This is a genomic window from Gilliamella sp. B14384G10 (genome assembly GCF_016101685.1).
In the GTDB taxonomy this organism is placed as follows: Bacteria; Pseudomonadota; Gammaproteobacteria; order Enterobacterales; family Orbaceae; genus Gilliamella; species Gilliamella apis_A.
This window is the reverse complement of record NZ_JACFQA010000005.1, coordinates 20,287-43,049: the sequence shown is the minus strand read 5'-3', so window position 1 is coordinate 43,049 and position 22,763 is coordinate 20,287. Positions and strand designations below refer to the sequence as shown.

Sequence of the window (22,763 nt, the reverse complement as noted above, 5' to 3'; positions counted from 1 at the left end):
TTCAGGTTTTCATGATTTGATATCTATGCTAAAATCGCCTCTCAGTGGTTATTTACACCTACTAATTAGATCATCAAAGAATAACACTGAGGCCCCCATGAAAATTGTTGAAGTAAAACACCCTCTAGTTCGCCATAAAATTGGCTTAATGCGTGAACACGATATTAGCACAAAAGATTTCCGAAACCTTGCCAGTGAAGTTGGTAGTTTATTAACTTATGAAGCAACCGCTAACTTACCAACAGAAACCGTAACCATTGAAGGTTGGTGTGGCCCTGTGCAAGTAGAACGTATTAAAGGTAAAAAGATTACTGTTGTTCCTATTCTACGTGCTGGTTTAGGTATGATGGATGGCGTATTAGAACACATACCTAGTGCAAGAATTAGTGTTGTCGGTTTTTATCGTAACGAAGAAACACTTGAACCTGTTCCTTATTTCCAAAAACTCACTTCTGATATTGAAGAGCGAATGGCGTTAGTGGTTGATCCGATGCTAGCAACCGGTGGTTCAATGGTAGCAACTATTGATCTACTTAAGAAAGCAGGCTGTAAAAATATCAAAGTGTTAGTTTTAGTTGCTGCGCCAGAAGGTATCAAAGTATTAGAACAAGCACATCCTGATGTTGAACTTTATACGGCATCAATTGATGAACGCCTAAATGATAAAGGTTATATTTTACCTGGACTAGGTGATGCCGGAGACAAAATATTTGGCACTAAATAAAATCTCAATTTTTAGACCGGTTTATCCGGTTTTTTTATGTCTGCTATTTAATAATTAATTTGCTATTAGCAAAAAGAAGTTTAAGAAGAGAGGAAAACGTGGTTAAAATCAATAATGATGAAATTAAAAAGGATACTTCACCATTAAAACCAGCCTGGCAAGATATTTTTACTGGTGCTCAAATGCTATTTGTCGCTTTTGGTGCTTTAGTCTTAGTACCATTGTTAACTGGTTTAAATCCAAATGTAGCATTATTTACTGCCGGTGTCGGTACATTGTTATTTCAACTTGCAACTAAAAATAAAGTACCGGTATTTTTAGCCTCTTCTTTTGCCTTTATTGCACCAATTTCTTTTGGAGTAGCTCAATGGGGAATACCGGCAACTTTAGGTGGATTGGTTGCCGCTGGTTTGGTATTTATGTTTTTTGCTTTTCTGGTCAAAATTAATGGTAACAATGTTATCGATCGGATTTTACCACCGGTAGTTACAGGGCCAATTATTATGGTAATTGGTTTATCATTAGCCCCAGTTGCAGTTGGTATGGCTATGGGTAAAGATAGTGGACTTCAAGCCGAAAACTATCAACTTATCATTATTTCGATGGCTTCTTTGTTAACGACTTTAATTGTTGCTATCTGGGCAAAAGGCTTTTTTAGATTAGTTCCGATTATTGCCGGTATTGTGGTTGGATATGCACTTTCATGTGCTTTTGGTATTATCAATTTTCAACCGGTTATTGATGCACCATGGTTTAAAGTGCCTGATTTCACATTTCCAGAGTTTCAGTGGCAAGCTATTTTATATATGATTCCTATTGTGATTGCTCCAACAATTGAGCATGTGGGTGATATTATGGCAATTGGCTCTGTAACAGGTAAAGATTATACTCGTGAACCAGGTTTACAGAGGACATTATTGGGTGATGGATTGGCTACTACAACAGCAGGATTTTTTGGTGGGCCTCCATGTATTACTTATGCCGAAGTTATTGGTGCGGTAACCTTAACCCGCAATTTTAAAACTCAGGTAATGACTTGGGCTGCATTATGGGCAATCTTAATGTCTTTCATTGGTAAAATAGGGGCATTTTTAAGTTCAATTCCAACTGTCGTAATGGGTGGAATCATGGTGTTGTTATTTGGTTCAATTGCTTCGGTTGGTATTAATATTTTAGTCAAACATAAAGTCGATCTTTCTGTATCACGGAATATGTGTATCGTCTCTTTAGTACTAGTATTTGGTATTGGTGGCATGATCTTCGATTTTGGTTCTTATGCATTACAGGGTATTAGTTTATGTGGGATTTTAGCCATTGTGTTAAATTTAATCTTACCGCAACAAACTAAAACAAATAACTAAGATAAACATTCTGGCCGTTAATTATAAAATCGATTAACGGCTAATCATATTTCCTCTTTTTTACTACTCTATAAGATCTCTACGTTTTACTTAATAAATAATTATTTTAGTCAGCAAGCACTAACTTTTATAAAAAGTATTCATAAATATAATAAGCCAACTCTGATCCAAAGCGTTGAGGATAACTTAATAACTATTATTTCTGCTCAATAAAATAATAAAACACATTTTATTTATAGTATGTTATTTAGAATAAATAAGTGAGTAATAACTTTTAGATAGTAGAGGTATTTTAAAAAAGTTGCGAGAAATTTTTCTGTCTCTATACTACTTTACTCTTTTAAGTAAAAAATTCCGACTGAATATTTGCAAGTTTGCATATAAATTTAAATAAAAAAATATTAATTGGCGAGATCGTCTAGATGTACTGTAATTTCCAAAAGCCAATATGGGCAACATATATTTTAAATTCGTCAAAGTTGAGCTCCCAATATTCATTTTTTACTATATTTTGTTTTTTATCGAAATCAAGCAGAATTCTGCGTTTTTTTACAATCCTTTTGCCGTTCTTTTTTATCTCGGCGGATTTTATTAGGGTTAATAATGGTTGCTTTTATGCAACTATCCTTTTCTAGTCAAGCATTAACATCTGAAACATCAAATCTTATTCATGGTCATGCGCCTCATTTTACCTTTGATGGAGGAGGGACTCGTGTGACTAACACCGATAGCCTGCTCGGGATAACCCTCTCTAATGGAACTAAATACACTCCTACAACAAATAATTCATTTATTAAGCCAATCGAATTACCAAATTTAGGTGAAACGTTTGCTAATATCGACATGTTAGTGCCAACTGATACTTATTCAATAAATTTAAGTTCACTTGTCGCAGAACCATATAATTATTTTGGAGATGATGATGGCGATGAGAATGTTACCGCTACTGGTTCTTTAACATTATCTATCGTAGATAAAAATAATCAATCGGTTGCACGTAATGCAACATTAGATATCTGTAAAGCGCCATACAAATTAACATTATCAAATACTGATGGCGCCTTAACTACTCGTTATGGCTTTCCAAATAGTAATACTTTTAACGCGAGTAATACAACTTATTATATCAATCCTAAAATATCGCCAAAAGTGTGTTTTGCTAAACCCAATTTATTATATGGTTCAAAAGTAACAAATATGGGGCACTTTGCGGGCCCTCCATCTATTTGGGATCCTGAAAATGGATTTATTACCCAGTCGTTTTATTCGGCCACTTATGGTTTAAACTTCCCAACGACAGGCGCGGATGGTTTATATTTTGATTTAATTATAGGTGGTGTTGCTCAACCCTTAAAGTGGGAAGAGGTTGAACGCGAAGGTATTAAAGCAGATCCCTCCGGTACAAGTGTTCGAGTTAAACTAACCGGTCCTGTTGCTACTGAGTGGGGATCAGATTCTCCCGATAGTATATATAACCCTTCTTTACCCCAGACATTCGAGTTAGTTGGTCGAGACAGTAGTGATAATGAAGTGATTAAATATGGTTTTCAGTTAAAACAATGGTTCGTCAATCGAGGGCCTAAAAACTACAACTATGACCAAATATCATGGTGTGAAAAGATTGGTTATCGTATTACTGAAGTAAAGGATTTAACTAATGCAATTTGCCCACCAAGTAATTATAGATGTCAAGGTTTTGTTTGTGCAACCCCTTTATCATCTGATGCTTATTATGAACGTAACATCGGTGCGGGTTTATTTGCAGAGTGGGGATATATGGGTGATTACAATGCCAACTTTAACGACTTCCAAACCTCCCTTTGGTGGTACTGGACAGATGAGGTTATCAACCAGGGCAATTCTTGGGATAAGAATTATCGGTATATAGTTTCTGCGAGATACGGTCATGTTGAATTAACAGGAAATTGGGGGGGCGGTAGAGTTAATCTTGTCTGTGTCTATCATTAGCGGTTAAGTGATATTGTAAGACGTAATCCATACGCCTAAAATGAAACAGATTTATTTTTGATAAATAAAAAACTCACTTATTTCTCAATAAGTGAGTTTGGTTTAATAGTAAGCAACAATTCTTATTTAATTGGACGCATTGTTGGGAATAAAATGACATCGCGAATAGTATGACTGTTGGTAAATAACATTACAGTTCTGTCAATACCGATCCCTAAGCCAGCAGTTGGTGGTAGACCATGTTCTAATGCGGTGATGTAATCTTCATCATAGAACATTGCTTCATCGTCACCGGCATCCTTTTGTGATACTTGATCGGCAAAACGTTGCGCCTGATCTTCTGCATCATTAAGTTCTGAGAAACCATTACCAATTTCTCGTCCACCGATGAAAAATTCAAAGCGGTCAGTGACAAATGGGTTTTCATCATTACGACGAGCCAGTGGTGATACTTCAGCTGGATATTCGGTGATAAAAGTTGGTTGTATTAAGTTAGCTTCAGCCACTTCTTCGAAAATTTCAGTTACAACTCGACCTAATCCCCAACCTTTTTCTACTTTGATTCCCACATCTTTGGCAATTGCACATGCTTTATCAAAATCATCTAAATCCGCATTATTCGTTTCTGGACGATAATGACAAATTGCTTCACGCATCGTCATTTTGATAAATGGTTTTCCAAAATCAAAAGTATGTTCGCCATACTGTACAACTGCATCACCAGTTACTGCGATAGCTAAACGGCGGAATAATGCTTCGGTTAATACAATTAGGTCTTTATAATCGGCATAAGCCATATACATTTCCATCATTGTAAATTCTGGATTATGTCGTGGTGATACCCCTTCATTACGGAAGTTACGATTAATTTCAAATACTCGTTCAAATCCACCTACAACTAAACGTTTTAAATAAAGTTCTGGCGCAATCCGTAAGTACATATCTAAATCTAGCGCATTATGATGAGTAATAAATGGTTTTGCTGAAGCTCCACCAGGAATCACTTGCATCATTGGTGTTTCAACTTCCATAAAGTGGTTTTCAAGCATAAAGTTGCGAATTTCAGTCACCACTTTTGAACGAGCAATAAAGGTATCTCGAGATTGTTGGTTAGTAATTAAATCAAGATAACGTTGACGATAACGCATTTCTTGATCGGCTAAGCCATGGAACTTATCTGGTAATGGGCGTAGTGCTTTTGTTAATAAGCGAATTTCTTGACAATGGATTGAAAGCTCACCAGTTTTGGTTTTGAACAAATAACCTTTAGCACCAACAATATCACCAAGATCCCATTTTTTAAATTGTTCATTATAGTAATTTTCTGGTAGATCATCACGAGTGACATAAAGTTGGATTTGTCCAGTTACATCTTGTAGTGATACAAATGATGCTTTTCCCATAATACGGCGCATCATCATGCGACCAGCAACAGTAACGATAATTTTATTTTCGATTAGCTCTTCGTTAGTTTTATCATCATACAATTTATGAAGATCGCTTGAGATTGCATCACGACGAAAATCGTTTGGGAAAGCAATGCCTTGTTCGCGAATTGCAGCTAGCTTTTCACGACGTATTGTAAGCTCGTTGTTTAACTCTTCAATATGGTTTTGTTGCTCTTGCTGTGTTGACATAATATTACCTTTTATTTATCACCAAACAGGGTTATAAACCTGCTTTTAAGCTTTCTTCAATAAATTGATCTAAATCACCGTCTAAAACGGCTTGAGTATTACGGGTTTCGACGCCGGTACGTAAATCTTTAATTCTCGAGTCGTCAAGTACATATGAACGGATTTGACTACCCCAACCAATATCGGATTTATTTTCTTCCATCTGCTGTTTTTCGGCATTCTTTTTCTGCATTTCCAGCTCATAAAGTTTCGCTTTGAGCTGTTTCATCGCTTGATCTTTATTACTATGCTGAGAGCGATTGTTTTGACATTGAGTCACAATCCCTGTTGGCACATGGGTAATACGAACAGCAGATTCAGTTTTATTAACGTGCTGACCACCTGCACCAGATGCGCGATAAACATCAATACGTAGATCGGCAGGGTTGATATCAATATCAATATTATCATCAATTTCTGGATAGACAAATACCGATGCAAATGATGTATGACGTCGGTTACCTGAATCAAATGGACTTTTACGAACTAAGCGATGAACGCCAGTTTCGGTACGTAACCAACCATAAGCATAATCACCAGATACCTTAATAGTGGCCGATTTAATGCCTGCTACGTCACCATCTGATACTTCCATCACTTCGGTACTAAATCCTTTTGATTCAGCCCAACGGAGATACATTCTAAGTAGCATTTCCGCCCAATCTTGTGCTTCAGTGCCACCTGATCCAGATTGAATATCTAAATAACAATCAGCACTATCATAATCACCTGAGAACATTCGACGGAACTCGAGGCCAGCTAGTTTTTTTTCTAATTGCTCTAGTTCTAGATTTGCTTCATCAAAAGTATCTTGATCTTCTGCTTCAACAGCAAGTTCAAGTAAGCCTTCAACATCATCAAGTCCTTGATCTAATGAATTAATGGTATTGATGATCTCTTCAAGCATTACTCGTTCTTTACCTAATGCTTGTGCTTTTTCTGGATCTGCCCAAACTTCCGATTGTTCTAATTCAGCATTGACTTCCTCAAGACGTTCTTTCTTGAGATCGTAGTCAAAGATACCCCCGAATCACATCTGTTCGCTCGGTTAATTCGGCTATTTTCGATTTGATAGGATTAATTTCAAACATATTATGCTGTTTTGTAAATTTTTAAGTTTTTTAATTAATCCTGCATTGTAACGGATTTAAGTATAACTTAGCAATTACCAATTTGCTTACATCATTGATAATAATGTAAATGAATAATAAATAAAAAATGACGCGTATTGCGTCATTTTTATAATGTGATTTTTCTAAATGAGCTTATTTTTTCGCTTCTGCGTATAATTCAGCTACTTTATCCCAGTTAATAACATTCCAAAATGCACCAATATAATCAGCACGGCGGTTTTGATATTTTAAATAATAAGCGTGTTCCCAAACATCAAGCGCTAAAATTGGTGTGCCAGAAACGCCTGAGAATTTTTCACCCATAACTGGGGAATCTTGATTAGCAGTTGAAACCACTTCTAGCTTATCATTTTTCAATACTAACCATGCCCAACCAGAACCAAAACGAGTTGCCGCAGCAGCTGAGAATTTTTCTTTAAACGCATCAACTGAACCAAAGTCTTTTTCAATAGCAGCTTTTAGTTCACCTTTAAGTTCAGTTCCAACTTTTAATAATTCCCAGAATAGGGTGTGGTTAACATGACCACCAACATTATTTTTAACACCAGTAACTTTGTCTGCAGGGACTTTGTCTAGATTTTTTAGTAATGTTTCAGGGCAAAAGTCTTTAACTTCAGCAGGTAGGGATTCTAATAATGCATTAGCGTTATTTACATAAGTTTGATGATGTTTGTCATGATGAAGATGCATTGTTTCAGTATCAATATAAGGCTCTAAAGCGTCATAAGCATAAGGTAAAGGGGGTAATGTATAAGCCATGAAATTGCTCCTTTCATTTATTAAGTATTTTTAACTCATTTATACTGTCGAGTATACGGTCTATCAATATATCCCACAAACTATTGTTTAGATAGCTTATGACTATCTAATTTAATATCATTGCCGTATGATTTTTATACTTCGTTTGGCTGCGTTAAATAAGGTGTATACATCATAATTGCATGATTTTCGCTAATGAGTTTTTCCTCTATTTGATTATCGAGCAAATGGGTTTTACGTTGCCATATCTTGTTGTGTCTAGTGTATCCGCCCCACCATTGTTGTTCAATAACGTGATCGGTTTCGAATATTTCATAGTGATAAGATAAAGGTGTATTGGCAAGCAGTTCACCATGTAAATATTCATCATCTAACCAAAGATTAAGTCGGTACGTTGTATTGGTTTTATTGAGTAATTGTAAATCGATATAGTTATAAGAAAGTGTTGCACCACAAGCAAATGGAATAGTACGGTTAACATCCGGAAAAACATCAAAACTATGACGCCATCGTTCAATAATGGTTAAATCTGAATGTAATACCATCCAGTAAATCAAATTGCCAAGTTGGCATAAACCACCACCAATATCTTTGCCGATTTGGCCATTATGTAATGAGAGACCTTCTAAAAAGCCGCGTTTCTTAGATGGTCGACCAACTTTTTGCCAAATTGAAAATCGTTGATTGGGCTTAATTATCGAACCGTCGAGCTGTTCAATTGCTAAGCGAAGGTTAGTAATTTTGTTATATTGCAAATACATATCAACATCTTTCAGTTGTCTTAACAATACCGATTGATGTTTTTTATGAGAATAGCAGCAAGTATTATTATTCTTATCAATTACGCTATAGGCGTGACGGTTGCGCCACCAATCTAGTTTACGTTTGAGAATAAAATACTCCTTACCTAATTTTAACCTTAAATTACTGCGTTTTTTAGGTTTATCTACAATAGTGTTTTGCATACAACAATCATCCTAACTACTAAATTGCTTATTTTTTTATAAGTGATAAATAATTAAGGCTTAATTTATCTAAAAAGCCAAACAGTTTCTGATTCATTTCAGAATAATCATGGGAACGAAGTTGGCTAGGTGTATCAACAAAACGATATTTTGCTGCTTGATTAAGATCACTTTCTGAGTGAGCAATCAGTTGTTCAACAACATCTAAAGTTAACTCCATATGACATTGAAAACCATATACTAAAGGACCATAAGCAATGATTTGTCGTGGGCAGCCTTCACTATAGGCAATAATTTGTGCTTCTTGGGTTAAACCTGGCATGTCATTGTGCCAATGGCCGACAGCTAAACCCTTGCCAAAATCAACAAATAAAGGATTATTTTTACCTATTTCAGTTAAGGTGATAGGGAACTTACCGATTTCCTTTTCCGGACTATGACCATGTGGGGCTCCTAAAGCTTCACCAATTAATTGTGAACCAAGACAGACGCCAAGTACGATTTTTTTTGAATTGATAGCCGATAATATTACTGCTTGTTCCGCTAGCGAGTCAAAATGAGGGCACTCTTGTTTGGTTGTTGCTGGTGATTGTGGGCCACCCATAATAATCAACATATCAATATTATCTACATTGTTGGGAAGAGGTTCACCAAGATAAACACGAGAATAACTAATGGTATAACGATGTTCTTTAGCCCATTGCTCATAAGCTCCAGGAGCTTCGAAATCTTCATGAATAATAAAATGCAAATGCATTGGTAAATCTCCTTTAACCTAACTATTATCGATCAGAATACTCAATTGCCATTAGATGTGAATATGGAAAATTAAGCGCGATAATTATTATGAATCTTTTATTAAGAAAGACAATAGTAAAGATATCAATAGGCGATAAACAAATAAGTTATAGAGCAGAAGAATAATAGGCATAAAAAAATCTGCTTGAGCAGATTTCAACATTCGGAAAGTTGGCTCCTCCAACAGGACTTGAACCTGTGACATACGGATTAACAGTCCGCCGTTCTACCGACTGAACTATGGAGGAACCGAATGTAGCGCGCATATTATAGATTTAATGACGCTATGTCAATAGTTAAATTGTTTAAAATGCGTTTTTTGTAGCAGATTATCTCGATTATTATGCTTCAAGTATTCGGATTGTCTTGAATAATGTCTTTTGTCTGAGTAGTTGTTGTGGATGTGATCCTAGTTCTCCTTCAGGGATCGTTTGATTTAATGCTTGATAATATTTGATCCAATAAGGCAGAATTTGGCCTGTGGCTAAATCGCTAAAGTTCATAGGATAACGTTGAAAATAATCTTCACCAGATGGGTACTTGAAGGCATAAGTAATCAGTTCACTACAGTAAAACCCTTTATCATCTTCGCGAAAACTATGGTTATAAGGCAACCCTAGACAGGTTTGCACCCGCATTAATGCGTTTTTAATGACGGAATCATCATAAATGGTTGCTACTAGATTATATTGAGCGGTAGCTAAAAAGTTGTTAAGGGGCTGTTGGATTACCCCATGTTTTTGAGTGGCTTCAATGACGATATTATTGCCTATATATAAACCAACATGGCTTATCTGATTGATTATCTCATCCGAGTAAAGCTGTGAACCAGAATGCGTAATCGCTTTATTAAATTCGCTTTCTTCATGCTGGGATTGAAAAATAATATCGCCAGATTGCATTGTTATTGATGTTTTTTCGCGTGATGACGCCATAATGAAAACATGACACAAGTTGCGATGATAAATTTAAGTGCATCAACACCAACAAAAGGTAAATAACCTACTTGTATCGCTTCGCTAAGGGAAATATGTAAATACCCCATTAAATAGACCACACCAAAGACAAATAATAATTGGTGTGCACAAGCAAAGGCAACTAAGCCTAACAGAAAACGACGATCGTAACCTTTCTCTGCTGCATATCCAGCTAAATAAGCACTAAATACATAACCATATAAATAACCAGCAGAAGGAGAAGCAAGCGCCATAATGCCACCGCTACCATTGGCGAATAGTGGTAATCCTAATGCACCTAAAAATAGGTATTGAAGAATTGCTAAAGCACCTAATTTACGCCCCAAACAAGCTCCGATCAGAAGCACGCCTAATGATTGTAGACTGAATGGTACCGGATAGGTTGGAATACTGATATTTGCGGCAACGCCTAGCAGCAATGCGGCACAAGTAACTGCGCACAACTTGCGTTGCCAAGAGGATAAGTTGAATAGTGTATTAATATAAGTTGGATAGTACGTTGTTAATTGCTGTTTCATTATTTTCTACCATTAAAAGCTAAATAGTAGCGTCATAATAATACAAAAACAAATTATGTAAACTATTTTCTTATAAAATGGTTTACATTTGTTTAGGGAATTTTTTTTTAAACTAAAAAAGGATTTGTCATTCGTTCATTGCCAAAGCTCGACATCGGACCATGGCCAGAAACAAAGATAAAATCATCACCAAGCGGAAATAGTTTATTTGTGATAGAGGAAATTAAATCGGCATGATTTCCTCGAGGAAAGTCGGTACGGCCAATGCTACTTTTGAATAAGACATCACCGACAAAAGCAATTTTATCTTTGGCATTGATAAATACGATATGGCCAGGAGTATGGCCAGGACAGGACAGAACATCAAGTGTAATGTTACCCACTTTAACTTGTTCCCCTTCAGTTAACCAGCGATCAGGTAAAAAACTATCCGTATAAGGAAAGCCAAATTGCATACATTGTTGCGGTAGTCCAGAGAATAAAAACTCATCTTCTTGACTAGGGCCAATGATCTTAACATTATAGTGATTAGCTAACGCTACGGCAGCGCCAACATGATCTAAATGGCCATGAGTAAGCAAGATTTGCTTGATATTTACGCCTAGTTTTTCCACTGCTTTTCTAAGCAGTTCAGGCTCTCCACCAGGATCAATAAAGGCAGCCTCGTTTGTTTCATCACACCAAATAATGCTACAATTTTCTTGAAAAGCTGTAACTGGAATGATCTGATATTGAAACATATAATTCTCCCTTAATTGCTTAGCGCCGATTCGTTAAATTTTTACCATCTTGTGTGTTTAGTTGCGCAAAAATCATGCTTGATAGCATAGTCACAATACCTAGTATAACAAAGGTTAATTGAAATGCGTGAATAGTAGTTGTTGAATTGCTGAATAATCTTACTAATACCGCACCAAAACCAGTGCCAAAGCTAATGGCTAATTGCTGATTAACCGCCATTAAACTATTACCACTGCTGGTGCTTTCACCTTGTAAATTAGCTAATGTTATACTATTCATTGAGGTAAATTGCATTGAATTGATTCCGCCAATGCAAAATAGCAAAATACTTAATATTACTAATGGTGTCGCTAAGTTTATTAATGACATTAAAAGAATCAAAATTCCAGCTAAGATGGTATTAGCAACCAATACAAAACGGTAACCTAAACGAGCAAGAATTCGCGTAATAAAAAATCTGGTACAAATAGAAGCAATCGCCATGGGGACTAACATCATGCCAGCAAAAATTGCTGAATAACCAAAGCCAACTTGTAGAAATAGTGGAATAAGGAAAGGCACACCAGAAATGCCCAATCGACAAACTAAATTACCGATAATACCAATTTTAAACGTTCGAATATTAAATAATGATAGTGGAAATAGAGGCCCAGATTTTTTTTGCGCATAGGTTCGATAAATAAATAAAAAAATCAGACTGATGATGGCAAGCGTTATTGGTAAATAATATTGTTGACCTTGATTTAAAGATTCGACACTTAGGGTAGCACTGATAAAAGTAATAACGATAAAGAGAAAACCAAAGAAATCAAAAGGCATATGTTTGCCTTTAATGTTAGGCATATACTTTAAGCTAATAAATACCCCTAAAATCCCTATTGGTAAGTTAATCAAAAATACCCAATGCCAACTTACCATATCGACTAGATAACCGCCTAAAACCGGTCCTAGTACTGGTCCGATTAATCCTGGTATTGTTGCGGTATTTAATGCTGCTAAAAACTCGTTACGTTTAAATGCTTTAATCAAAACTAAGCGAGAAACTGGTACCATCATTGAACCACCAATACCTTGAATTACTCTGGATATATCTAAGAAAATTAATGAATTGGATAAAGCACACAGTAATGAACCTATTGTAAAGAGTGATACTGCCAGTACAAAGATATTTCGGGTACCAAATTTATCTGAAAGAAAGCCACTTACAGGAATAAACAGTGCTAATGTTAGTGCATAACAGATTACCGCTGACTGCATGTTCAGGGGGGATTCATTAAGATCTTTGGCCATAGTTGGCAAAGCAGTATTTAGAATTGAGGTATCGAGTGATTGCATAAAAAAAGCAAATGCAGCAATCCAAGGTAATATACGATAGACAAAAGGTGGTAATTGTAGTTCGCTATTCATTTTGTTCAGCCTAAAATTGATTGATATGCTGGAAGCAGAGGAATTTTATTAATCCTAAGATTATACTCTCATACTCATCGGGGATGATTGAGTAAGAGAGCTAATGAATGCTATTTTACAATATTCACTGTTAATTGCTGGATTTTTTCTTATTTTTAACGGGTTTTCCTTGCCAATAACCAGCCAATAGTGAACCAGAAATATTGTGCCAAACAGAAAAGACCGCAGCAGGCAGTGCCGATAATGCTGAAAAGTAGGTTGTACCTAATGTTGCAGCTAACGCAGAGTTTTGCATACCTACTTCTAAAGACATAGTTCGACAAGTGGACTCGTCAAAACCAAATAAACGACCGCCCCAATAACCACCAAGTAAACCAATACCATTATGAATAATGACGGCAAAGATAACGGTTATACCTACTTGAGCAATGAGAGCATGACTACCGGCAACAACAATACAAATAATTAATAAGATACAAAGCATCGACAACAGTGGTAAGAATCGTTCACATTTTTTTACCAAAGAGTTTAAAAAATGGTGGACAATTAAACCTAAAAGAATAGGGACGAGCACAATTTGGACAATATGTACCAACATATCCCAAACCGGAACTTCAACGGTAGTACCCACTAACAATAATGTGAGTAATGGGGTGACTACAACGCCAACCAGTGTTGATACCGATGAAATAGTAACTGATAATGCTACATCACCTTTAGCTAGATAAATCATTACATTAGAGGCGGTACCACTAGCAACACTCCCCACAAGAACCATGCCGACTAATAGCTCAGGTCGCATAGTGAATAGTTTAGATAAGATTAACGCAGTCACTGGCATTACAATATAATGCAGTAAAGTACAAATTATGACTGCTTTCGGTTTGGTGACGACGCGTTTAAAATCATCAATACTTAACGTTACCCCCATGGTAAACATGACAAACATTAATAATTGTGATGTATGTGGTCGCACAGGCAGAAAGGTATCAGGTGAAAAATAGGCAGCTATTGCACAAAGAATTGCCCATAAAGGAAATAATCGAGTTAATGAAATAATGGATTGTACAAAAAGTTGACTATAGCGCTGCGACATAAAATATCACCTTTTTTTGATAAATCATTAATAATTAAATAGTTATCTTTTGATTGGATTTGTAATTTCCATTCTATTAATTCTACAAAATAGCGTCAAGGTATTTGTTAAGATAGTGTTAATTATTTGTGAAGGCTGTTCTGTTCGCAATTGACTAAGAATATTAAAAATATCGACAATGTTTTCGGGGCGATTTATTTGTCCTTGGCGACCGCTTAATGGCATATCTGGAGCATCAGTTTCCAACACTAAACTTTCCAGCGGTAATTTTGCAATGGTTTGGCGAGTTTTATTGGCTCTGGTATAACTTATTACTCCACCAACACTAATATAATAGCCTAATTTAATAAATTGCAGTGCTTGTTGATAGCTACCTGAAAAGCCATGGATCACCCCACGACATGGCAAATTAGCTTGATGTAATTCATGATAGATAATGTCGTGTGTTTTGCGTGAATGGATTAAAACGGGTAAATCATAGCGCTTGGCTAATACTAATTGAGCTCGAAAAAAATCTAGTTGCTGTTGCCAATCAACAGATTGGTCATAACGGTCTAAGCCAATTTCACCAATGGCAACTAATTTTGTAGGGTGAGTACTAACTATATCTGATAGTTGTTCAAGATCAGCCGGCGAGTGTTGATAGATAGGGTGTAAACCGAGTGCAGCATAAAGTTCACTATATTGCTCGGTGAGTTGTAATATTTGACTAAAATGTGTTGCTGATACAGCAGGAATAATTAAGCTATTAATTTTAGCTTGGCGAATATTATTGATTGAATTCTCGAGATCGGTAACAAAAGCAGGAAAATTGAAATGGCAATGCGTATCGATAAACATAGTGCCTCCTATTCTTCGACTTGATGTAATAATATCGGCAATAAATATCGCTGAGCAAACTGTATTATTTGTTCTATTAGATTATCGGTTAATTCGGGATAAAGCCTTGCGTAATAACTATCACATTCTGCGGTAAGAAATTGGCCACCTTGCCAAGTGGTTAATAATTTGCTTATTGCTTTTTCACTGAGTTCAATTTGTCCAGTTTTTGGATTATATGCAGCAAGCAACCAGCTCCATGCGCTTTGTAATGGCATTAATAGTGGTTGGTTGACACCTTTTATAAAACCTTCAACGAGATCCGTTAATAGGGTTAACGCTTGTGGGGCATCAATGTGTAAAAATCGCCATTGGTTGTCTTCTCGGCCATATAAGCGACTTTGGCTGTCGGTTTTATCCCAATTCAAAATACAATAAATTAAGTGATCAATCCATAATGAAATACCATCACGAATCGAGAGTTTAGCTGGGCGCCAAGTTAAAAGACCATCTGCTTGAATGTGGGTTAGCCAACCTTGTAATTGATAATGTTGTTCATCTATCGAAATAGTTAAATTTACCTCTAAGGTTGATGGATTAGTTCTCTCTTCAATGATTTTATTGGCTAAAGGTTGCAGTGCTTCACACAATTCATCATAAATAATCTCACCAAATGCACCGTCTGGTAACTCACCAGTTAGCTTAAGCCGTTGGTAAAAGTTATCACAGCCTTGCGAGTCCTTAGCAATCATTTCATTTAAAATCTGTAGATTAAGTTGATAGCGTTTTAAGTTATCTAGGCTAAAGTTTTCAGCATCGGGCAAGGTGTTATCTAAATAATTAACATAAAAATTAAAGCGTTTTTGTAAGAAAAACCGAATAGAGTGTTGATAAAAACGTTTTAATTCATCTAGATTGATATTATCTACAATGACTTTGGTAATATCGCTGATAAATGATTGGGTTTCTCCCGCTTTTAACGCGGCAGGTAACCACTCATCAGCATAACTTTTAGGTTCATTTAAGAAATTTTGTGGATTAAATGGTGTGCGAGTATGCAACGTTCTTAAGTTATCAATTAAAGAATTGTTTTTATCTGAATCTTTATCAGTAGCATCATGATAATACTGCACAATATAATCCCAAAGCTCATCGACTAATACTGATGGATAACGTTCGCTATCATCTTTCATATCTCGACCTATATAACTGATATAGAGTTGATCTTGTGCAGATAAAATAGCTTCTAAAAACAGATAGCGGTCGTCAATACGTCGACTACGATCACCTCGACGAGGGTTTTGAGCAATTAAGTCAAAATCTAAAGGTAAAGATGTTCTTGGATAATCACCATCATTCATGCCTAATAAACATACTAATTTAAAAGGAATCGAGCGCATTGGCATCATAGTACAAAAGTTTATCTTACCGACTAAAAAACGATGGGCTAGGTGATTTTGCTCCAATCGTGATTGCATCGCATCATGTAAAATAGTTATTGAAATTTGATCGGTAAAATTAGCATTTAAACCACTGCTAATCAGTTTTTGCCACTCTTCTTGAATCATTAATAAAATTGATTCACGTGAGTCATTACTAACAAAAAAATCATTAATCAGTTCAATACAGCAGCCTTGCCATTCAGTTAATGGCTTGTCTTCACTGAGAATGGTTAACCATTTACGTACGGATTTTATAAATTCTGCTAACTGACCAATTAATTCAGCATCTAAGCCGGTAGCACCATCATAAGCTAGTATCTGTTGCCAACCACCTTGTTCACTATTCATGGTATAACCAAGTAATAACCGTTCAAGGCCAAATAGCCAGCTGTGAGCATTTTCTAGACCAAAACGAATGCCTGATTCAATAATCCAAGTATGTAATAAAGTTAGTTGTGACTCACTTATGGCAAACTTTTCAGCAATGGCTGGAATTTCAAGTAGATTAAATAACTCTTCAGCGGTAAAGCGGCTTTCAGTAAAGTTTAAGATAGCAAAAAATCCTTGCACCATTGGATCAATGTTACGAGCTTTTTGATCGGAAATTGTGAATGGTAAATAGCGTTGTCCTTCAGCGTTACCGAATACTGACCGAATATAGGGTACATATTTATCAATATCTGAAACCATGATAATACAATCACGTAATTCGAGTGTTGGATCGGCATCAAATGCAGATAATAGATAATCATAAAGTACTTCGACCTCACGCTGTTCGCTATGGCAAGCGTGGAAGGTTACTGATCTATCTGTTTTCTCAATAGGTGCTTTTACATCACTGGTTTGATAAAGTTCTAAAATATCTTGCTGAATTGAATCTAATAAACATTTTCGCTCATGATCGACAAAAATATCAATATCTTGTTTATTATTGAATTCCTGCAATAAAAATAGGTTATCTCGTCCTAATTTACCCCAAGATGTTAATAATGGGTTAGGAATATTATCAGGTGTATTTTGGATCTCTAATAGCTGTTTTTCTACAATATCGCCCCAATACCATTTGCAAGGATTATTAAACATTAAATGGACATCAATGTGTTGACCAAGTGCTGATAATAATGATAAATAAATTGGTGGTAGTGAGGTAATACCAAAAATATAGACTCGTTTCGGTAACGATTTTAATCTTGTGCGATCGAAATCATTATCTAACAAAATGTCTAACATTTGCTGATAGATATTGGCACGATGATAAGGTTGACTAATTGCAATTAGTTGTCGCCATAATTCAGATTGCCAGATTTCATCAGGATGATGATTTAGTTCAGCTACCGTTTGCTTGCTTTCCCATTTGGCTAACCAGTCAGGGCGATAAACTAAATATTGGTCAAATAATTGTGCGATTCGAGTCGCTAGTTGATACTGTTTTCGTTCTTCTTTATCAATATTAAGATAATGTTTAATGGTATCAAATTCAGGTCGCTCGATAATTTTTGGCAATAGATAATACAAACGCCAAGTCATTGATTCGACATTATAACTATTTTCCTGTGGTGAATTAGGTAACAGAGTTTGGTATAACTGCCAGATAAATTGGCTTGGAAAAAGAAAATCAACATTAGCAACTATCCCTAGATCATTGGCTAATTCAATTTGTAACCATTGTGCCATACCTTGGCTTTGCACCATAACCATATCAGGCATAAAAACCTGTTCTAGCGGATCTCTGCGCATTAATTCGCTAACGAGTGATTTGAGTAAATCGACTTGATTAGAATGATAAATGGTGAACATAGTTACATTAATATTAATAGAATTAATCAGATTATCGCTGATTGCTATTAATAAATCTAGCCATGTTTAAATAGTAACTTTTTATAAGTAAATAACTATATAAAATACCAATGGTTTATAAAAATTTTGAGGAAAGGGGTTTTTTAGAGGTAAAAATTGTGTCTTTTAGATAGTGATAATTCAAATAGTCGTTCAGTAAATAATAAAAAAGGCTACAATTTATTAATTTGTAGCCCTTTATTGCCTAGTTTAGTGATCAATATCCTTATTGACCTATACGGCGAGTTAACTCAATAACTCGTATTTTTGCTAAGGCTTTAGAAAGTTCAGCAGATGCTTGAGCAAAAGACATATCATCGCTAGGATGATTAATGTGTTCTTGCGCTTGTCTTACTGCTTCTTGTGCCCTTGCTTCATCCAAGTCTTCACCACGAATGGCGGTGTCAGCTAAGATTGTTACCATAGTTGGTTGTACTTCCAAAATACCGCCAGATAGATAAATAAACTCTTCTTCGCCATCGGCTTTAACAATCCCGACCATTCCCGGCTTAATGGTTGTCAGTAACGGAGTGTGACCAGGATAAATCCCAAGTTCACCTTCTCGTCCTGTGACTCTGATTCGCTGAACATCACCTGAAAAAAGGTGAGATTCAGCACTAACAACTTCTAATTGATAGGAAGTTAGTGCCATAATGCTCTCTCCGTTCTATAAATCTCTTAGAGAGATTTCGCTTTCTCAATCGCTTCGTCGATTGAACCAACCATATAAAATGCTTGTTCAGGAATATGATCATAATCACCATTCATAATACCTTTAAAGGCACTAATTGTGTCTTTTAATGGTACATATTTACCTGGTGAACCAGTGAACACTTCCGCAACGAAGAATGGTTGAGATAAGAAACGTTGAATCTTACGTGCACGAGCAACAGTTAATTTATCATCTTCTGATAATTCATCCATACCAAGAATTGCAATGATATCTTTTAATTCTTGATAACGTTGAAGGATTGACTGTACGCCACGAGCACAATCGTAATGTTCTTGACCAACTACAAGTGGATCTAATTGACGACTGGTTGAGTCAAGTGGGTCAACCGCTGGGTAGATACCTAATGATGCGATTTGACGACTTAATACGATTGTTGCATCCAAGTGAGCAAAGGTTGTTGCTGGCGATGGGTCAGTTAAGTCATCGGCAGGTACATATACTGCTTGGATTGAGGTAATTGAACCCGTTTTAGTTGAGGTGATACGTTCTTGTAATAACCCCATTTCTTCTGCTAAGGTCGGTTGGTAACCTACCGCAGATGGCATACGACCTAATAGTGCAGATACTTCGGTACCGGCTAAGGTATAACGGTAAATATTATCGATAAATAATAGTACGTCTTTACCTTCATCACGGAATTTTTCTGCCATTGTTAAACCAGTTAACGCTACACGTAAACGGTTTCCTGGCGGCTCATTCATCTGACCATAAACCAATGATACTTTATCAAGTACGTTTGATTCTTTCATTTCATGATAGAAGTCGTTACCTTCACGAGTACGTTCACCTACACCAGTAAATACTGAGTAGCCTGAGTGCTCGATAGCGATGTTACGAATTAATTCCATCATGTTTACAGTTTTACCAACACCTGCACCACCAAATAGACCAACTTTACCACCTTTTGCAAATGGACAAATTAAGTCGATAACTTTGATACCAGTTTCAAGTAATTCTGTTGAGTTAGCCAACTCTTCGTATGTTGGTGCTGCACGGTGAATTGCCCAACGCTCTTCTTCACCAATTGGACCTGCTTTATCAACAGGATCACCTAGTACGTTCATTATACGGCCAAGTGTTTTTGTTCCTACAGGAACTTCAATGCCGTGACCTGTATTTACTACTTTAAGTCCACGTCTTAAACCATCAGATGAGCCCATTGCGATACAACATACAACGCCACCACCTAATTGTTGCTGAACTTCCAGAACTAATTTATCAGTGCCAGTTTCCACTTCTAATGCATCATATACCTTTGGTACTGCATCTTCTGGGAATTCGACATCAACCACCGCACCGATGATCTGGACAATCTTTCCAGTAGCCATTTTTAATCCTCTACGTCTTTTTCTTAACTATAAGCCAATATTTAGCACTAACCTGAAACAGCAGCTGCACCAGATACAATATCAATTAATTCATTTGTGATCGCACCTTGACGGGCTTTGTTATACACAATTTGTAATTCATTAATTAAATTTGCACCGTTATCGGTTGCTGCTTTCATGGCCACCATTCTTGCTGCTTGTTCACTCGCTAAATTGTCAACCACCGCTTGATAGACTTGTGATTCAATATAACGACGTAAAATCACATCTAATAATGATTTTGCATCAGGCTCATAAATATAATCCCATGATGAAGCTTTAAGTTCTTTATCTTCTGAAGCCGGTAATGGTAATAATTGCTGTATTGTTGGCTTTTGCGACATAGTATTAATAAACTTATTGGTTACAATATATAGTTTATCAATTTTACCGTTGTCATATGCCTCAAGCATTGTTTTTACCGGACCAATTAAATCAGATAAAGTTGGTTCATCACCTAAATTGGTTACTTGGGTTAAAATGTTGGTTTTTACTGAAGAGAAAAACGAAACACCCCGAGAACCAATTAAAGCAACATCTGCTTCAACGCCTTTCTCTTGCCATGCTGACATATCAGCAATAACAGTTTTGAAAAGATTGATATTTAATCCACCACATAAACCACGATCGGTTGAAATGATAAGATAGCCAACTCGCTTAACATCCCTTTCTTCCAGATAAGGATGCTTAGTGCCTATTTGAGCTAACGCTAAATGTCCAATTACTTCACGAATCATTTCAGCGTATGGACGACTAGCCGCCATTCTATCTTGCGTTTTACGCATTTTAGAATTAGCTACCATTTCCATCGCTTTGGTGATTTTTTGCGTACTTTGGATACTGGCAATTTTCGTTCTAATTTCTTTTGCATTAGCCATTTGTTACCTCACCCTTACCAAGTTTGAGTTGATTTAAAGCTTTCAAGCATTGCTTTTAACTTGTTTTCAATCTCATCATTGTAATTGCCTGTTTCGTCGATTTGCTTAACAAAATCGGCATATTGACTATGGGCATAAGCAAGAAGTGCTGTTTCAAATGATAATACTTTAGCAAGTTCAACATCTTCAAGATAACCACGTTCTGCAGCGTAAAGTACAATTGATTGCTCAGCAACAGTCATTGGCGAGTATTGCTTTTGTTTGAGTAATTCAGTTACTTTTTCACCATGGCTTAATTGATTTCTTGTTGCTTCATCTAAGTCAGAGGCAAATTGTGAGAATGCTGCTAATTCACGATATTGTGCAAGTGCAGTACGAATACCTCCAGATAATTTTTTCATTATCTTAGTTTGTGCAGCACCACCAACACGAGAAACCGAAATACCAGGGTTAACCGCTGGGCGGATACCTGAGTTAAATAAACTAGTTTCAAGGAAGATCTGACCATCAGTAATCGAAATTACGTTAGTTGGTACGAACGCTGAAACGTCACCTGCTTGAGTTTCGATAATTGGTAATGCAGTTAATGAACCTGTTTTACCTTTTACTTCGCCTTTAGTGAATTCCTCAACATAAGCTTCGTTAACACGAGCTGCACGTTCAAGTAAACGAGAGTGAAGATAGAATACATCACCAGGGTAAGCTTCACGTCCAGGTGGACGACGAAGTAATAATGAAATTTGACGATAAGCAACCGCTTGTTTTGATAAATCATCATAAACAATTAATGCATCTTGACCGCGATCACGGAAGTATTCTCCCATGGCGCAACCAGCGTAAGGTGCTAAGTATTGTAATGCTGCAGATTCAGATGCTGATGCCACAACCACAATTGTGTTTTTAAGTGCACCATGCTCTTCAAGTTTACGCACTACGTTAGCAATAGTTGATTGTTTTTGACCGATTGCAACATAAATACATTTAACACCAGAATCACGTTGATTAATAATGGCGTCAATTGCTAATGCGGTTTTACCTGTTTGACGGTCACCGATGATAAGTTCACGTTGACCACGACCAATTGGAATCATTGAGTCAACCGCTTTATAACCAGTTTGTAATGCTTGGTCAACTGATTGACGGTCGATAACACCTGGAGCAACCACTTCTACTGGTGAAAATCCATCATGTTGAATAGAACCTTTACCATCAATTGGTTCACCGAGGGTATTAATAACACGGCCTAATAAACCATCACCTACTGGTACCTGTAAAATACGGCCAGTACATTGCACTTTCATCCCTTCAGATAAGTCTTCGTATGGTCCCATGACCACAGCACCAACAGAATCTCTTTCAAGGTTTAATGCCATTGCATAACGGTTGCCTGGTAATGCAATCATTTCACCTTGCATTACATCAGTTAATCCGTGGATTCGAAGAATACCATCACTTACAGATATGATAGTTCCTTCATTGTGAGCATCACTCACAATATTGAACTGAGCTATCCGCTCTTTAATTAGTTCACTTATTTCAGTTGAATTTAGCTGCATTATCAGTCC

The 22,763-nt window shown here is 36.4% G+C and carries 19 protein-coding genes and 1 tRNA gene; 3 read left to right on the top strand and 17 right to left on the bottom strand.

Annotation, left to right across the window (positions count from 1 at the left end):
- Positions 1-97: 97 nt before the first annotated feature.
- The 3 genes from upp (at position 98) to H3T54_RS10355 (ending at position 4,053) form a co-directional block, all read left to right on the top strand.
- Positions 98-724 (top strand): uracil phosphoribosyltransferase, encoded by a 627-nt coding sequence (gene upp, locus H3T54_RS10365; RefSeq protein ID WP_034902911.1) that lies wholly within the window; start codon positions 98-100, stop codon positions 722-724.
- Positions 725-831: 107 nt separating this feature from the next.
- Positions 832-2,085: a uracil-xanthine permease family protein gene (locus H3T54_RS10360; protein ID WP_370527379.1), complete on the top strand. Its 1,254-nt coding sequence runs from the start codon at positions 832-834 to the stop codon at positions 2,083-2,085.
- A gap of 603 nt (positions 2,086-2,688) precedes the next feature.
- The gene (locus H3T54_RS10355) at positions 2,689-4,053 is read left to right on the top strand and encodes a hypothetical protein (RefSeq protein WP_198222425.1); all 1,365 of its coding nucleotides are present in this window, start codon (positions 2,689-2,691) and stop codon (positions 4,051-4,053) included.
- Positions 4,054-4,175: 122 nt separating this feature from the next.
- Here H3T54_RS10355 and lysS read toward each other — a convergent pair whose 3' ends face one another.
- The 17 genes from lysS to atpA all read right to left on the bottom strand — a co-directional run bounded on the left by lysS (position 4,176) and on the right by atpA (position 22,754).
- Positions 4,176-5,690 (bottom strand): lysine--tRNA ligase, encoded by a 1,515-nt coding sequence (gene lysS / locus H3T54_RS10350; protein ID WP_086353725.1) that lies wholly within the window; start codon positions 5,688-5,690, stop codon positions 4,176-4,178.
- Between the two features lie 31 nt (positions 5,691-5,721).
- Positions 5,722-6,820, bottom strand: a protein-coding gene (gene prfB / locus H3T54_RS10345) for a peptide chain release factor 2 (protein ID WP_108720963.1) whose coding sequence is annotated in 2 segments (ribosomal slippage) — positions 5,722-6,744 and positions 6,746-6,820 — 1,098 coding nt in all. Because the reading frame shifts where the segments join, the coding sequence is not laid out codon by codon here.
- Positions 6,821-6,994: 174 nt separating this feature from the next.
- The gene (locus H3T54_RS10340) at positions 6,995-7,621 is read right to left on the bottom strand and encodes a Fe-Mn family superoxide dismutase (RefSeq protein WP_198201812.1); all 627 of its coding nucleotides are present in this window, start codon (positions 7,619-7,621) and stop codon (positions 6,995-6,997) included.
- A gap of 134 nt (positions 7,622-7,755) precedes the next feature.
- The gene (locus tag H3T54_RS10335; protein WP_086359651.1) at positions 7,756-8,586 is read right to left on the bottom strand and encodes a VanW family protein; all 831 of its coding nucleotides are present in this window, start codon (positions 8,584-8,586) and stop codon (positions 7,756-7,758) included.
- A gap of 28 nt (positions 8,587-8,614) precedes the next feature.
- Positions 8,615-9,343, bottom strand: coding sequence for a type 1 glutamine amidotransferase (locus tag H3T54_RS10330; protein WP_086359650.1), 729 nt, complete (start codon positions 9,341-9,343; stop codon positions 8,615-8,617).
- 213 nt (positions 9,344-9,556) lie between these two features.
- Positions 9,557-9,632 (bottom strand) — tRNA-Asn (locus tag H3T54_RS10325).
- A 93-nt stretch (positions 9,633-9,725) separates the two neighbouring features.
- Positions 9,726-10,319: a YiiX/YebB-like N1pC/P60 family cysteine hydrolase gene (locus H3T54_RS10320; RefSeq protein ID WP_198222427.1), complete on the bottom strand. Its 594-nt coding sequence runs from the start codon at positions 10,317-10,319 to the stop codon at positions 9,726-9,728.
- Positions 10,289-10,879: a biotin transporter BioY gene (locus H3T54_RS10315; protein ID WP_198222429.1), complete on the bottom strand. Its 591-nt coding sequence runs from the start codon at positions 10,877-10,879 to the stop codon at positions 10,289-10,291. The genes H3T54_RS10320 and H3T54_RS10315 overlap by 31 nt, the downstream gene beginning before the upstream one ends.
- A 107-nt stretch (positions 10,880-10,986) precedes the next feature.
- Positions 10,987-11,619, bottom strand: coding sequence for an MBL fold metallo-hydrolase (locus H3T54_RS10310; RefSeq protein WP_198201808.1), 633 nt, complete (start codon positions 11,617-11,619; stop codon positions 10,987-10,989).
- A 19-nt stretch (positions 11,620-11,638) separates the two neighbouring features.
- Positions 11,639-13,027: an MFS transporter gene (locus H3T54_RS10305; RefSeq protein WP_198222431.1), complete on the bottom strand. Its 1,389-nt coding sequence runs from the start codon at positions 13,025-13,027 to the stop codon at positions 11,639-11,641.
- Positions 13,028-13,157: 130 nt separating this feature from the next.
- Positions 13,158-14,123, bottom strand: a complete 966-nt coding sequence (locus H3T54_RS10300) for a bile acid:sodium symporter family protein (protein WP_198222433.1) — start codon at positions 14,121-14,123, stop codon at positions 13,158-13,160.
- A gap of 42 nt (positions 14,124-14,165) precedes the next feature.
- A complete protein-coding gene (locus H3T54_RS10295; RefSeq protein ID WP_198222435.1) occupies positions 14,166-14,963 on the bottom strand; it encodes a TatD family hydrolase in 798 nt (265 codons plus the stop codon).
- A gap of 8 nt (positions 14,964-14,971) precedes the next feature.
- Positions 14,972-18,181: an exodeoxyribonuclease V subunit gamma gene (recC, locus tag H3T54_RS10290; protein WP_198222437.1), complete on the bottom strand. Its 3,210-nt coding sequence runs from the start codon at positions 18,179-18,181 to the stop codon at positions 14,972-14,974.
- 265 nt (positions 18,182-18,446) lie between these two features.
- Complete coding sequence (locus tag H3T54_RS10285) at positions 18,447-18,872, bottom strand: F0F1 ATP synthase subunit epsilon (RefSeq protein ID WP_110446930.1); 426 nt, start codon at positions 18,870-18,872, stop codon at positions 18,447-18,449.
- A gap of 26 nt (positions 18,873-18,898) precedes the next feature.
- On the bottom strand, positions 18,899-20,281 hold the full coding sequence (gene atpD / locus H3T54_RS10280; protein WP_034901521.1) for a F0F1 ATP synthase subunit beta: 1,383 nt from the start codon (positions 20,279-20,281) through the stop codon (positions 18,899-18,901).
- A gap of 47 nt (positions 20,282-20,328) precedes the next feature.
- On the bottom strand, positions 20,329-21,198 hold the full coding sequence (gene atpG, locus H3T54_RS10275; protein WP_065614742.1) for a F0F1 ATP synthase subunit gamma: 870 nt from the start codon (positions 21,196-21,198) through the stop codon (positions 20,329-20,331).
- Positions 21,199-21,212: 14 nt separating this feature from the next.
- Positions 21,213-22,754 (bottom strand): F0F1 ATP synthase subunit alpha, encoded by a 1,542-nt coding sequence (atpA, locus tag H3T54_RS10270; protein WP_034901516.1) that lies wholly within the window; start codon positions 22,752-22,754, stop codon positions 21,213-21,215.
- Between the last annotated feature and the right edge of the window lie 9 nt (positions 22,755-22,763).